This window comes from Streptomyces rectiviolaceus, from assembly GCF_039533825.1.
GTDB classification, from domain to species: Bacteria; Actinomycetota; Actinomycetes; order Streptomycetales; family Streptomycetaceae; genus Streptomyces; species Streptomyces rectiviolaceus.
The window spans coordinates 55,771-68,247 of the sequence record NZ_BAAAUG010000132.1; the positions used below are offsets into that span (position 1 = coordinate 55,771).

The 12,477-nt window shown below is 68.9% G+C and carries 14 protein-coding genes; 12 read left to right on the forward strand and 2 right to left on the reverse strand.

Annotated elements, in window-relative coordinates; all coding sequences use genetic code 11:
* Nucleotide 1: 1 nt before the first annotated feature.
* The gene (locus tag ABD378_RS32230) at nucleotides 2–799 is read left to right on the forward strand and encodes an inositol monophosphatase family protein (RefSeq protein WP_386546658.1); all 798 of its coding nucleotides are present in this window, start codon (nucleotides 2–4) and stop codon (nucleotides 797–799) included.
* A gap of 95 nt (nucleotides 800–894) precedes the next feature.
* On the opposite strand, the gene ABD378_RS32235 is transcribed toward ABD378_RS32230, so the two are convergent.
* Entirely contained in the window at nucleotides 895–1,068 is a 174-nt protein-coding gene (locus ABD378_RS32235) for a hypothetical protein (RefSeq protein WP_167357823.1), read from the reverse strand.
* Nucleotides 1,069–1,396: 328 nt separating this feature from the next.
* Between ABD378_RS32235 and ABD378_RS32240 the strand changes: the two genes are divergently transcribed.
* The 4 genes from ABD378_RS32240 (at nucleotide 1,397) to ABD378_RS32255 (ending at nucleotide 4,925) form a co-directional block, all read left to right on the forward strand.
* On the forward strand, nucleotides 1,397–2,050 hold the full coding sequence (locus ABD378_RS32240; RefSeq protein ID WP_135331070.1) for a response regulator transcription factor: 654 nt from the start codon (nucleotides 1,397–1,399) through the stop codon (nucleotides 2,048–2,050).
* A 6-nt stretch (nucleotides 2,051–2,056) separates the two neighbouring features.
* Nucleotides 2,057–3,289, forward strand: coding sequence for a sensor histidine kinase (locus ABD378_RS32245; protein WP_344526684.1), 1,233 nt, complete (start codon nucleotides 2,057–2,059; stop codon nucleotides 3,287–3,289).
* 393 nt (nucleotides 3,290–3,682) lie between these two features.
* Nucleotides 3,683–3,979 carry a DUF4193 domain-containing protein gene (locus ABD378_RS32250; RefSeq protein WP_055544889.1) on the forward strand — a complete coding sequence of 99 codons (297 nt, stop codon included), beginning with the start codon at nucleotides 3,683–3,685 and terminating at the stop codon, nucleotides 3,977–3,979.
* Nucleotides 3,980–3,992: 13 nt separating this feature from the next.
* Complete coding sequence (locus ABD378_RS32255) at nucleotides 3,993–4,925, forward strand: hypothetical protein (protein ID WP_344526687.1); 933 nt, start codon at nucleotides 3,993–3,995, stop codon at nucleotides 4,923–4,925.
* Nucleotides 4,926–4,962: 37 nt separating this feature from the next.
* Here ABD378_RS32255 and ABD378_RS32260 read toward each other — a convergent pair whose 3' ends face one another.
* Nucleotides 4,963–5,409 carry a DUF3093 domain-containing protein gene (locus ABD378_RS32260; protein ID WP_344526689.1) on the reverse strand — a complete coding sequence of 149 codons (447 nt, stop codon included), beginning with the start codon at nucleotides 5,407–5,409 and terminating at the stop codon, nucleotides 4,963–4,965.
* 58 nt (nucleotides 5,410–5,467) lie between these two features.
* On the opposite strand from ABD378_RS32260, the gene ABD378_RS32265 reads away from it, so the two are divergent.
* The 7 genes from ABD378_RS32265 to ABD378_RS32295 all read left to right on the forward strand — a co-directional run bounded on the left by ABD378_RS32265 (nucleotide 5,468) and on the right by ABD378_RS32295 (nucleotide 12,345).
* A complete protein-coding gene (locus tag ABD378_RS32265) occupies nucleotides 5,468–6,052 on the forward strand; it encodes a PaaI family thioesterase (protein ID WP_344526691.1) in 585 nt (194 codons plus the stop codon).
* Nucleotides 6,049–6,585 carry a dUTP diphosphatase gene (gene dut, locus ABD378_RS32270; protein WP_344526693.1) on the forward strand — a complete coding sequence of 179 codons (537 nt, stop codon included), beginning with the start codon at nucleotides 6,049–6,051 and terminating at the stop codon, nucleotides 6,583–6,585. Before ABD378_RS32265 ends, dut begins: the two co-directional genes overlap by 4 nt.
* A gap of 1 nt (nucleotide 6,586) precedes the next feature.
* Nucleotides 6,587–7,360, forward strand: coding sequence for a DUF3710 domain-containing protein (locus ABD378_RS32275; RefSeq protein WP_344526695.1), 774 nt, complete (start codon nucleotides 6,587–6,589; stop codon nucleotides 7,358–7,360).
* 341 nt (nucleotides 7,361–7,701) lie between these two features.
* Complete coding sequence (kdpF, locus tag ABD378_RS32280; protein WP_033264828.1) at nucleotides 7,702–7,791, forward strand: K(+)-transporting ATPase subunit F; 90 nt, start codon at nucleotides 7,702–7,704, stop codon at nucleotides 7,789–7,791.
* A gap of 8 nt (nucleotides 7,792–7,799) precedes the next feature.
* Nucleotides 7,800–9,464 carry a potassium-transporting ATPase subunit KdpA gene (gene kdpA, locus ABD378_RS32285; protein ID WP_344526698.1) on the forward strand — a complete coding sequence of 555 codons (1,665 nt, stop codon included), beginning with the start codon at nucleotides 7,800–7,802 and terminating at the stop codon, nucleotides 9,462–9,464.
* A complete protein-coding gene (gene kdpB / locus ABD378_RS32290; RefSeq protein ID WP_344526700.1) occupies nucleotides 9,461–11,641 on the forward strand; it encodes a potassium-transporting ATPase subunit KdpB in 2,181 nt (726 codons plus the stop codon). Before kdpA ends, kdpB begins: the two co-directional genes overlap by 4 nt.
* Nucleotides 11,642–11,664: 23 nt before the next feature.
* The gene (locus ABD378_RS32295; RefSeq protein ID WP_344526702.1) at nucleotides 11,665–12,345 is read left to right on the forward strand and encodes a potassium-transporting ATPase subunit C; all 681 of its coding nucleotides are present in this window, start codon (nucleotides 11,665–11,667) and stop codon (nucleotides 12,343–12,345) included.
* Nucleotides 12,346–12,477 lie beyond the last annotated feature (132 nt).

Here is a 12,477-nt window from a genome sequence, read left to right on the forward strand (position 1 = left end):
TGTGACCGACCTCAAGGCAGAACTCCTCGGCGTGGCCCTGGAGGCCGCGCACCGCGCCGGAGCCTTCCTGCGCGACGGGCGCCCGGACGACCTGGGCGTGGCCGCCACGAAGACCAGTGCGGTCGACGTCGTCACCGAGATGGACATCGCATCCGAGAAGCTGATCACCGACTTCTTCGCCGAGCGCAGGCCGGCCGACGGCGTGCTCGGTGAGGAGGGCGCGAGCTCCGAGGGCAGCAGCGGCGTCCAGTGGGTGATCGACCCGATCGACGGCACCGTCAACTACCTCTACGGACGCCCCGACTGGTCCGTGTCCATCGCGGCCCGCAAGGACGGCGAGACACTCGTCGGCGTGGTGCACGCCCCGATGCGCGGCGAGACCTACCGGGCCGTCCTCGGAGAGGGCGCCTTCGTCAACGACAAGCCCGCGCACACCCGCCCCGCGCCCCCGTTCGAACAGGCTCTCGTCGGCACAGGCTTCGGGTACGTCGCCCAGCGCCGCGCCCAGCAGGCCGAGGTGGCCCGGCAGCTGATCCCGCTGGTCCGGGACATCCGCCGCGGCGGCTCGGCGGCGATCGACCTCTGCGATGTCGCGCTCGGCCGCCTGGACGCGTACTACGAGCGTGGCCTCAACCCGTGGGACTTCGCGGCCGGTGACCTCGTCGCGCGGGAGGCGGGCGCGCTGACCGGCGGACGGCCCGGAGAGGCCCTCACGGGCGAGCTGGCCATCGCGGCACCGCCCGGCCTCTTCGAGGACCTCCAGGGCCGCCTGGAGGAGCTCGGCGCCTGGCACGACTGACCGGCCGCACGGATCCGCACACAGAGCGGATCCGCACGCAGAAGGGCCCCGGCATCTCGTCCACGGATGCCGGGGCCCTTCTGCTGGCGAATGGATCAGGCGTGCAGCGCGCCTACCTCCACCCCGTGTTCGGCGGCCAGCCGGTGGAGATCTTCGAGTTCGGCCTGCTCGACCTCGGCAAGGAAGTCGTCGCCCGTCTCACGGGCCTTCGTGAGGTCGGACTCCGTGGCCTTTATGCGCTGCAGCAGTCCTGCGGTAAAAGCGTCCATGGTTGCGCCCCCTCGGCTGGGTCGTGGGTCGATGGCACGGGGGTGTGCCCTCAAGAAGGGGCGATCACGTCTCAAGCCGCCCGCCGTGCGGAAAGCGGGTTGTGGCGCGCCACATACAAAGCGTGATCGCGGGTGTGAGGTCGTCCTCCCCGGGCTCCCTTCCACGGAAACCTCAACCGTCGGAGAAAATCCCGCATTCCCGGGTCGGCACCCCACGTTCCCCGGCCAGGACACCGCCTTACAGCCGGTTTATGACCGAAAGGGGCAGGATAGAGGCCACACCCCACGAACAGACCTGCCCGCAGGGGCACAGAGGAAGGGATGCGCCGTGCGCGTACTCGTCGTCGAGGACGAGCAGCTGCTCGCCGATGCGGTGGCCACCGGACTACGCCGGGAGGCCATGGCCGTCGACGTCGTGTATGACGGAGCGGCCGCCCTGGAACGTATCGGGGTCAATGATTACGACGTCGTGGTGCTCGACCGGGACCTCCCGCTCGTGCACGGTGACGACGTCTGCCGCAAGATCGTCGAGCTCGGCATGCCGACCCGCGTCCTGATGCTCACCGCGTCGGGCGACGTCAGCGACCGTGTCGAGGGCCTGGAGATCGGCGCCGACGACTATCTCCCCAAGCCCTTCGCATTCAGCGAGCTCACGGCACGCGTGCGTGCCCTCGGCCGGCGCACGAGCGTGCCGCTGCCGCCCGTCCTGGAGCGCGCCGGGATCAAGCTCGACCCGAACCGCCGCGAGATCTTCCGCGACGGCAAGGAGATCCAGCTCGCCCCCAAGGAGTTCGCCGTCCTCGAGGTGCTGCTGCGCAGCGAGGGCGCCGTCGTCTCCGCCGAGCAGCTCCTCGAGAAGGCCTGGGACGAGAACACCGACCCGTTCACGAACGTGGTCCGGGTGACCGTCATGACCCTGCGGCGGAAGCTCGGCGAGCCCGCCGTCATCGTGACGGTGCCCGGCTCCGGCTACCGGATCTGATCCCCGGTGGCCGCGACCCCGGCGCCACCGGCGGCGCCTCCGAAACCGACCTGGGACCCCAGGAAGGCCGAAGTGCCCTTCCCGTGGCTGCGCCCCACGATCCGTATACGCCTGACCCTGCTCTACGGCGGCATGTTCCTGATCGCGGGCATCCTGCTGCTCTCGATCATCTACCTGCTTGCCGCGCAGGCCCTGAACGTGGGCAGCGACCTGCCGTTCAAGATCGTTTCCGGTCAGGTGGCCAGCGACACCTGCAACTTCCCGACCAGGCCGTCCGCCGGTGAGCTCAACAGCGCCATGAACGCCTGCGTCAACGAACAGCGCCAGCACGCCCTGGACAACCTCCTGAGCCGCTCGCTGCTCGCCCTGCTCGGGCTCGCGGTGATCGCCTTCGCCTTCGGTTACGCGATGGCGGGCCGCGTCCTTTCGCCGCTCGGCCGCATCACGCGCACCGCGCGCAGGGTGGCCGGCACGGACCTGTCCCGGCGCATCGAACTGGACGGTCCCGACGACGAGTTGAAGGAGCTCTCGGACACCTTCGACGAGATGCTCGACCGCCTGGAGCGGGCCTTCACCGCCCAGCAGCGGTTCGTGGGGAACGCCTCCCACGAGCTGCGCACACCGCTCGCGATCAACCGCACCCTGCTCGAGGTGCAGCTCTCCGACCCGGCGGCGCCCCCCGAGCTCCAGCAGCTCGGCAAGACGCTCCTGGCCACGAACGAGCGCAGTGAGCAGCTCGTGGAGGGGCTGCTGCTGCTCGCCCGCAGCGACAACCAGATCGTGGAGCGCAAGCCGGTCGACCTCGCCGAGGTCGCCGACCGCGCCGTCGACCAGGTGCGGACCGAGGCCGACGCGAAGGGCGTGCAGATCCGCGGGGAGCGCGGCCCGGCCGTCGTCCAGGGCAACGGCGTCCTCCTGGAGCGGATCGCCCTGAACCTCGTCCAGAACGCCGTCAGGTACAACGTGCCGGACGAGGGATGGGTGGAGGTCACCACGGAGGCCCAGCACGGCCAGGCGGTCCTCGTGGTGTCGAACACGGGTCCCGTGGTTCCCGCGTACGAGATCGACAACCTCTTCGAGCCGTTCCGGCGGCTGCGGACCGAGCGCACGGGCAGCGACAAGGGCGTGGGACTCGGCCTGTCGATCGCCCGGTCGGTGGCGCGGGCCCACGGGGGCCGTATCATCGCGGAGCCGCGCGAGGGGGGAGGGCTCGTGATGCGAGTCACCCTTCCTCTCTGAGATGCTGCCGCGGACTCGCCGCGATGTTCGCTTTGCGCGGAATTTTCAGGACCTGATCCCGGAGATTCCGTGTGCGATCGATCACAGGGGCGAATTTTCGGCCATCTACTCTCCGTGATCGTGAAAGTCGTCGGAAAGCCGGGAAAATCCGGGTTTTCAGGGGTCTTGATCACGGGAAGTACACGGGGTGGCGCCTGTGAAGTGCGACATTCGGACCGTGTACGGTCCCGATCGCCATCCAAACCGATCACCTCTTCAGGGGTGCGGTTGGGTGTCGATTGAGTAACAGACCTTGATGTGAGGCAAAATCTCCGCCTCAGGTCGGGCACAAGTCCGGCCTCTCACGCGTTACGTGCGCTGAGACACCGCAGACACCCAGAGGGGGAGAGCGACATGGCAACGGACTACGACACCCCACGCAAGACCGACGATGACGTCAACGAGGACAGCATCGAGGAACTCAAGGCGCGTCGGAACGACAAGTCGACGTCGGCCGTAGACGTCGACGAGTTCGAGGCCGCAGAGGGCCTGGAACTGCCCGGCGCGGATCTTTCGAACGAGGAGCTCGCCGTTCGGGTGCTCCCGAAGCAGCAGGACGAGTTCACCTGCATGAGCTGCTTCCTGGTGCACCACCGCAGCCAGCTGGCCAGGGAGAAGAACGGCCAGCCGATCTGCCGCGACTGCGACTAGGGCAGGGTCGGCCGTGACAGGCTCGACCCCGCCCAGGAAGCGCCGCTTCCGTAAGCGCGGAGCGGACCAAGAGAACGCCACCCCGGGCGGCGTTCGTGACGACGAGCGGGGCTCTTCCCCCACAGGAACAGCCTCGCTCGCACCGGCGAACGCCTCAGAGGTGGCAGCACACGACGAGACGGCGGCCGACAAGGCGTCCAGGACCCATGGGTCCAAGGGCCGCGTTGCCGCCGTCACGGACGGAGTCAAGGCGGGCGTACGCATGAGCGGACGCGGCGCCAAAGCCGGGATCGGCTATCTCGCCGACCGGATCATCGAGAACGCCCCGCGGGTCCCGATCCGCGACCTGGGCACCCTCCGCAAGCAGTTCCCGGACCTGGATCCCGAGCGGCTCGCGGACAAACTCATCTCCGGCGCGGCCAACGCGACCTCGACGGTCGGTGCCGGGGTCGGCGCCGCGGCGATGATGCCCGTGCCGCCCGCGATGCCCGCGGAGATGGCTGCCGAGATCACCGGCGTCGCGGCCATCGAGCTGAAGCTGATCGCCGAACTCCACGAGGTCTACGGCCGGCGTCCGCCGGGCAACCTCAAGGAGCGCAGCTCCGCCTACCTCACCGCGTGGACCGAGGAGCGCGGCATCGACGTGGTGAAGCCCGCGTCGATCAACGCGGCGCTCGGCGGCCAGATGAAGCGCGAACTGCGCCAGCAGATCATGAAACGCATGGTGCGGAACCTCCCGAACCTGATGCCCTTCATGGTGGGCGCCGCGGTAGGGGCGGTGATGAACCGCCGAGACACCAAGAAGCTCGCTGAGCGGGTCCGTGCGGACCTGCGGAGGTCGCAGGTGCCCTGGGACGCCCTGCCCGAGCTGCCGCCCCTTGAGCAGCCCGTGAAGCCTCTGGACCCCCTGCGCCCCGGCATCCCGCCCAAGGAGCTGGGGCAGTGACGCGGCAGTCCCGTGGCAGTTCCCCCGCAGGCAGCCCCTAGGAAGCCCGTACCGCAGTCAGCGCCGCCGCGAGGGCCTCGGGGTTCCGCGTCGACACGTACACGTACGGAGTCGGGTCCTGCGGGTCCGTGATCTCGACGCGCAGTGCCGTGGGGATGTAGGCGCGCAGCAGCATGAAGGCGCGAGGGTCGGCCTTCGGACCGCGCCAGGCGCGCGCCCCCTCCGCGTCGAGCACCTCGGCCTCGCCCAGGGCGGAGACCGGGATCTTCGCGTCGCCCACGACGAGCGAGTCCGCCACCACACGGATCCGGGGGGAACCGTACGAACTGGTGACGACCGCGGCGACCGCCGTCCCGGCGACCAGGCCGCCGAGCAGCGGCAGGGTGCCGAAGGGGAGCATGATCAGCGCCATCGCGACACCGACCAGGAGCGAGACAAGCCACCAGGAACGGGGCGCCGTCAGGCGTTCTTCGTAAGGCTGCATGTAAGCAAGCTTGGCACGATGAGCTGTGTGACCGGACTCGCGGGTAAGGTCTGCGCCTGTGAGTGGTACTTCAGCAGCTCTGACGCCCCCGGCCGACGCAATAGCGCCCGTCCGCCACCCCGACGCGCCCGCCCCCGGCGAGCTCATCGGAGCCCACTACGAGCACTGTTTCGGCTGCGGCGGAGGGCAGGCCCACGGGCTGCACCTCGCGGCGTACGCCGGTGAAGGCGTGGGCGTCACCGCCGAGTTCACCGTCCGGGAGGCCCACCAGGGCGCGCCGGGCCTCGCCCACGGCGGAGTGCTCGCCACGGCGCTCGACGAGACGCTCGGCTCGCTGAACTGGCTGCTGCGGGTGATCGCCGTGACCGGACGGCTCGAGACCGACTTCGCGCTGCCCGTGCCGCTGGGCACCGTGCTCTTCCTCGAGGCCGAGGTGACCGCCGTCGCAGGGCGGAAGATCTACTCCCGGGCCACCGGGCGGATCGGCGGCCCCGAGGGGCCCGTCGCCGTCCGCGCCAAGGCCCTCTTCATCGAGGTCAAGGTCGACCACTTCGTCGAGAACGGCCGCCCGGAGGAGATCCGGGCCGCCATGGACGACCCGGACCAGCTCCGCCGCGCACGTGCTTTCGAGGTGAACCCGTGACCCCCGCAACCCGTCCGGAGCTCGACGTCCTGATCCGTCGCGTCGACTCCGAAGTGCCGCTGCCGTCGTACGCGCAGCCCGGTGACGCCGGAGCGGATCTGCGGACCACCGAAGCGCACGAACTCGCCCCGGGCGAGCGCGTGGTGCTGCCCACCGGGGTGTCTATCGCGCTGCCCGAGGGGTACGCGGCCTTCGTGCACCCGCGTTCCGGTCTCGCCGCCCGCTGCGGTGTCGCCCTGGTGAATGCCCCAGGGACGGTGGATGCCGGGTACCGTGGAGAGATCAAGGTGATCGTGGTGAATCTCGACCCGCGCGAGCGTGTGCGGTTCGAGCGCTTCGACCGGATTGCCCAACTGGTCGTCCAGCAGGTCGAGAAGGTGCGCTTCCGGGAGGTGGCGGAGCTTCCCGACTCGGCGCGGGCCGAGGGGGGCTTCGGGTCCACCGGCGGCCATGCCGCCGTGGGCGCCGGCTCGGGTGAAAAAACGGGTGGGAATCGATACGCATCGGTCGTATCTGACCGGGAAGGACAGTGACGTGTTCGGACGTCGCAAGAAGGACAGTGCCGCCGAGGACGCGGCGGGCGAGGCCGAGCAGGTCGTCGAGGACCCTGACCGTGCTGACAGTGATGACACGGCCGCGGCCTCGTCGCGCGTGAGGCTCGAGCCCGAGCCCCGCCCCGACGGTCCCTGGGATGTCTCGGAGGTCCGGGAGCCCGGCGAGGGCCGGGTGGACCTGGGCGGCCTCTTCGTACCGGGTGTCGAGGGCATGGAGCTGCGGGTGGAGGTCGCGGGTGACGCGATCGTCGCCGCGACCGTCGTGCTCCAGGACAGCGCCATCCAGCTGCAGGGCTTCGCCGCCCCCAAGAAGCAGGGCATCTGGGGCGAGGTCCGCGAGGAGATCGCCTCGGGCATCACCCAGCAGGGCGGTGTCATCGACGAGGTCGAGGGCCCCCTCGGCTGGGAGCTGCGCGCGCAGGTGCCGGTGCAGCTGCCGGACGGCACGGGCGGGGTGCAGGTCGTGCGCTTCATCGGTGTCGACGGCCCGCGGTGGTTCCTGCGTGGGGTCATCTCCGGCCAGGGCGCGGTGCAGCCGCAGGCCGCGGGTCTCCTGGAGCAGATCTTCCGGGACACCGTCATCGTGCGCGGCGAAGGACCGATGGCGCCTCGCGACCCGATCGTCCTGAAGCTGCCTGACGACGCGCAGATGGTCGCCGAGGGCGGTGTCCAGCAGGAGCAGCAGGAGGGCTCGCGCTTCTCGGGCGGCATGGGCCAGCTCCAGCGGGGCCCTGAGATCACCGAGGTGCGCTAGCGCCCCGGACGTGCCGAGGCGCCCCCGGGCGCCCGCACGACGCAGTAGAGGCCGATGGGCCGCATTCCCTGACGGGAGTGCGGCCCATCGGCGTTTTTGCAGGTGAGAGCCGGTTGGTAGCAGGTGGGCGCAGGCAGCCGTAAGAGAGTCGTCAATGGGGCGCCAAGGGACGTAAGGGAGGCGTCAACGGCGGTCGATTTCGGCCACGGAGGGGGTTTGCTCAAGGCGTCAGATCAATCGCATCTCATCTAGGAGCACACGATGGCCGACATGGCCTTCGTCGTCACCACGATCGCGGTTTTCGCGCTGGTGGCGTTCATCGCCAAGGGGGTGGCGAAGCTGTGACTGCCGAGAACATCGTCGGTCTCGTCGTGGCCGTCGCCCTGCTGGGCTATCTCGTCCTCGCTCTCGTGTTCCCGGAGAGGTTCTGAGTACGGATATGAGCCCTGTTCTTGCTGGTGTGCTCCAGTTCCTGGCGCTGATCGTGGCGCTGGCCCTGGCATACCGTCCGCTTGGCGACTACATGGCCAAGGTCTACTCCTCCGAGAAGCATCTGCGCGTGGAGAAGTGGATCTACAAGGGCATAGGCGCCAACCCGAACGCCGAGATGCGCTGGCCCGCCTATCTGCGCGGGGTCCTCGCCTTCTCCGCCGTGAGCGTGCTGTTCCTGTACCTGCTGCAGCGGCTCCAGGGCTCGCTGCCCGGGTCGCTTGGCTTCAAGGCGATCGATCCGGACCAGGCCTTCAACACCGCCGCGTCCTTCGTGGCGAACACCAACTGGCAGTCGTACTACGGCGAGCAGGCCATGGGCCACGTCGTGCAGACCGGCGGCCTCGCGGTGCAGAACTTCGTCTCCGCGGCCGTGGGCATCGCCGTCGCGGTGGCCCTGGTGCGCGGCTTCGCCCGGTCGCGGACCGGGGAGTTGGGCAACTTCTGGGCGGACCTGGTGCGCGGTGTCGTACGCGTCCTGATCCCGATCTCGGTGATCGGCGCGGTCGTGCTTGTCGCCTGTGGCGCGATCCAGAACTTCTCCGGCATCCACGGGGTCGGCCAGTTCCTCGGCGGCAGCCAGGAGTGGAACGGCGGGGCGGTGGCCTCGCAGGAGGTCATCAAGGAGCTGGGCACCAATGGGGGCGGCTATTTCAACGCCAACTCCGCCCACCCGTTTGAGAATCCGAACGGTTTCTCCAACCTGTTCGAGGTCTTCCTGATCCTGGTGATCCCGTTCGCGATCACGCGGACGTTCGGGCGCATGGTCGGTTCCCTCAAGCAGGGGTACGCGATCCTGGCGACGATGGTCACCATCTGGGTCGGGTTCACGGCTCTGATGATGTGGACGGAGTTCCACCATGGGGGTCCGGCGTTCGACATCGCGGGCGGTGCGATGGAGGGCAAGGAGACGCGGTTTGGGATCGGCGGCTCGGCGATCTTCTCGGTCGCCACGACGCTGACCTCGACGGGCGCGGTCAACTCCTTCCACTCCTCCAACACCGGCTTCGGCGGCGGGCTCAACCTCCTCGGCATGCAGCTCGGGGAGATCGCGCCGGGTGGCACGGGGTCGGGTCTGTACGGCATGTTGATCATGGCGATCATCGCGGTGTTCATCGCGGGCCTGATGGTGGGCCGTACGCCGGAGTACCTGGGCAAGAAGATCGGCACCCGCGAGATCAAGCTGGCGGCCTGCTACATCCTCGTCACCCCCGCCCTGGTGCTCGGCTTCACGGCGGTGTCGATGGCGCTGCCGACGCCCAAGGACTCGATGCTCAACTCCGGGGCGCACGGCTTCTCCGAGATCCTCTACGCCTACACCTCCGGCGCCAACAACAACGGTTCGGCGTTCGCGGGGCTGAGCGCGGACACGAACTGGTTCAACACCACGATCGGTCTCGCGATGCTGCTCGGCCGGTTCCTGCCGATGGTGTTCGTCCTCGCGCTCGCCGGTTCGCTGGCGGAACAGAAGCCGATCCCGGCGACGGCGGGCACGCTGCGCACCGAGAAGCCGCTGTTCACCGGGTTGCTGGTCGGCACCATCATGATCATCACCGGTCTGACCTACTTTCCCGCGCTGGCCCTCGGGCCGCTGGCCGAGGGGCTCGCGTCATGACCACCGGCACAAAGAAGCACACCGACATAGAGAAGCCAGAGGAGCCCGGCTCCATGTCCACCGCCACTCCCACCCGTGCGCCGCACCAGGACGTGCCCGGCGGGCACAAGGACGCCAAGGGCGCCAAGGACGACAGCCGTGTCGGCGGGGGTCTGTTCGACCCCAGGCAGCTCCTGAAGTCCTTCCCGGACGCCGTGCGCAAGCTCGATCCGCGGGTGATGGTCAAGTCGCCCGTCATGTTCGTGGTGCTCGTCGGCTCGGTGATCACCACCGTCCTCGCGGTCAAGGACCCGGGGGACTGGTTCGGCTGGGCGATCGCGGTCTGGCTCTGGCTGACCACGATCTTCGCCAACCTGGCCGAGGCGGTGGCCGAGGGCCGCGGCAAGGCGCAGGCGGACACCTTGCGCAAGGCCAAGACCGACACGGTGGCGCGCCGCCTGAACGGCACGGCCGAGGAGGAGGTGCCCGGCACCGAGCTGCGCATCGGTGACCTGGTCGTCTGCGAGGCGGGCGATGTGATCCCCGGCGACGGCGACGTGGTCGACGGTGTCGCGAGCGTCGACGAGTCGGCGATCACCGGTGAATCGGCCCCGGTCATCCGGGAGTCGGGCGGTGACCGTTCCGCGGTCACCGGCGGCACGAAGGTCCTCTCCGACCGCATCGTCATCAAGATCACGACGAAGCCGGGCGAGACCTTCATCGACCGCATGATCAACCTGGTCGAGGGCGCCGCACGGCAGAAGACGCCCAACGAGATCGCGCTCAACATCCTTCTCGCGTCCCTCACCATCGTCTTCCTGCTCGCGGTCGTCACGCTCCAGCCGTTCGCCGTGTACGCCGGTGCCGAGCAGTCCATGATCGTGCTTGCCGCGCTCCTGGTGTGCCTGATCCCGACGACCATCGGCGCCCTGCTCTCCGCGATCGGCATCGCGGGCATGGACCGCCTGGTCCAGCGCAACGTCCTCGCCATGTCCGGACGGGCGGTCGAGGCCGCCGGTGACGTATCGACGCTGCTGCTCGACAAGACGGGCACCATCACGCTCGGCAACCGCCAGGCCGCCGAGTTCGTGCCGGTGCGCGGGACGACCGAGGCCGAGCTCGCGGACGCCGCCCAGCTCTCCTCGCTGGCCGACGAGACGCCCGAGGGCCGCTCCATCGTCGTACTGGCGAAGGAGAGGTACGGGCTTCGCGAGCGTCACCAGGGTGAGCTGGAGGGGGCCGAGTGGGTCGCCTTCACCGCGCAGACGCGGATGTCCGGTGTCGACCTCGTCGAGGGCCCGGCCGGGCGCAAGGTCCGCAAGGGCGCGACCGGTTCGGTCGTCGCCTGGGTCACTGAGAACGGCGGCACCGTCTCCGACGACGCCCAGGCGCTCACCGACACCATCTCGCAGGCCGGTGGCACACCGCTCCTTGTCGCCGCCAAGGACGACAAGGGGGCGCGCGTACTCGGCGTCATCCACCTGAAGGACGTCGTCAAGGAAGGCATGCGGGAGCGGTTCGACGAGCTGCGGCGGATGGGCATCAAGACGGTCATGATCACGGGTGACAACCCGCTGACCGCCAAGGCGATCGCGGACGAGGCGGGCGTGGACGACTTCCTCGCCGAGGCCACGCCCGAGGACAAGATGGCGCTGATCAAGCGCGAGCAGGCCGGTGGCAAGCTCGTCGCGATGACCGGTGACGGCACCAACGACGCGCCCGCGCTTGCCCAGGCGGACGTGGGCGTGGCCATGAACACCGGCACCTCGGCCGCCAAGGAGGCCGGGAACATGGTGGACCTGGACTCCAACCCCACCAAGCTCATCGAGATCGTCGAGATCGGCAAGCAACTCCTGATCACCCGGGGCGCGTTGACGACCTTCTCGATCGCCAACGACGTCGCGAAGTACTTCGCGATCATCCCCGCCATGTTCGCCGTGGTCTATCCCGGTCTCGACAAGCTCAACATCATGAACCTGTCGTCTCCGGAGTCGGCCATCCTGTCGGCCGTCGTCTTCAACGCGCTGATCATCGTCGCCCTGGTGCCGCTGGCCCTGAAGGGCGTGCGGTATCGGCCGATGAGCGCGGACAGGATGCTGCGGCGCAACCTCGGCGTCTACGGGCTCGGCGGTCTCATCGCGCCGTTCATCGGCATCAAGATCATCGACCTTCTCATCTCCCTCATCCCCGGGCTGTAGTTCCTGAAAGCGTGCTGATCGCCATGAACAACTCCGTTGCAAGCACGGCGCGGTTGCTGGGGGCGGGGCTGCGTGCCCTGCTCGTGCTGACCGTGATCTGCGGTGTCATCTATCCGCTGGCCGTCACCGGGATCGCCCAGGGTCTGTTCAACGACAAGGCCAACGGCTCCGAGATCAAGAGCGAGGGCAAGGTCGTCGGCTCCGAGCTCATCGGGCAGAGGTACGACCTGCCGCTGAAGAAGGGCCAGGAGACCGCCGCGCCCGACCTGAAGTGGTTCCAGCCCCGGCCGTCCAACGGCCTCGGCTCCAACCGGGACGCGGGGGTGAACACCCAGTACAACCTGATCCTTTCGGGCGCGACGAACCTGTCCGGTGACAACAAGGACCTGATCGCGAACGTCAAGGCCGCCAAGGCCGCCGTGGTGAAGGACAACTCCACGGCCGGCTTCAAGGTCAAGCCGTCGGACGTGCCTGCCGAGGCCGTCACCTCGTCCGGCTCGGGTCTGGACCCTCACATCTCCCCGGCGTACGCGGAGCTGCAGGCCCACCGAGTGGCCGAGAAGAACGGCCTCGACGTGAACAAGGTCGAGAAGCTGGTCGACGAGCACACCGACGGGCGGATCCTCGGCTTCGTGGGCGAGCCCCGCGTGAACGTCCTCCAGCTCAACATCGCGCTGAAGGAGCTCGTCGCGGATAAGAGCTGATGCTGGGTCAACTCCCTTGTGGCCCGCGGCGATCCGGTCCTTTCGGCCGGAGCATTGCGGGCCACATTCGCGTACGTCCATACTGTGCCGGTCACGCGGGGGGGGGGGGGGGGGGGCCGGGTCGGTGGGGGG

Coding starts and splice junctions, on each gene's coding strand:
- ABD378_RS32235 (WP_167357823.1), bottom strand. CDS start 1,068: ATGGACGCTTTTACCGCAGGACTGCTGCAGCGCATAAAGGCCACGGAG.
- ABD378_RS32250 (WP_055544889.1), top strand. CDS start 3,683: ATGGCAACGGACTACGACACCCCACGCAAGACCGACGATGACGTCAAC.
- ABD378_RS32260 (WP_344526689.1), bottom strand. CDS start 5,409: ATGCAGCCTTACGAAGAACGCCTGACGGCGCCCCGTTCCTGGTGGCTT.
- kdpA (WP_344526698.1), top strand. CDS start 7,800: ATGAGCCCTGTTCTTGCTGGTGTGCTCCAGTTCCTGGCGCTGATCGTG.
- kdpB (WP_344526700.1), top strand. CDS start 9,461: ATGACCACCGGCACAAAGAAGCACACCGACATAGAGAAGCCAGAGGAG.
- ABD378_RS32295 (WP_344526702.1), top strand. CDS start 11,665: ATGAACAACTCCGTTGCAAGCACGGCGCGGTTGCTGGGGGCGGGGCTG.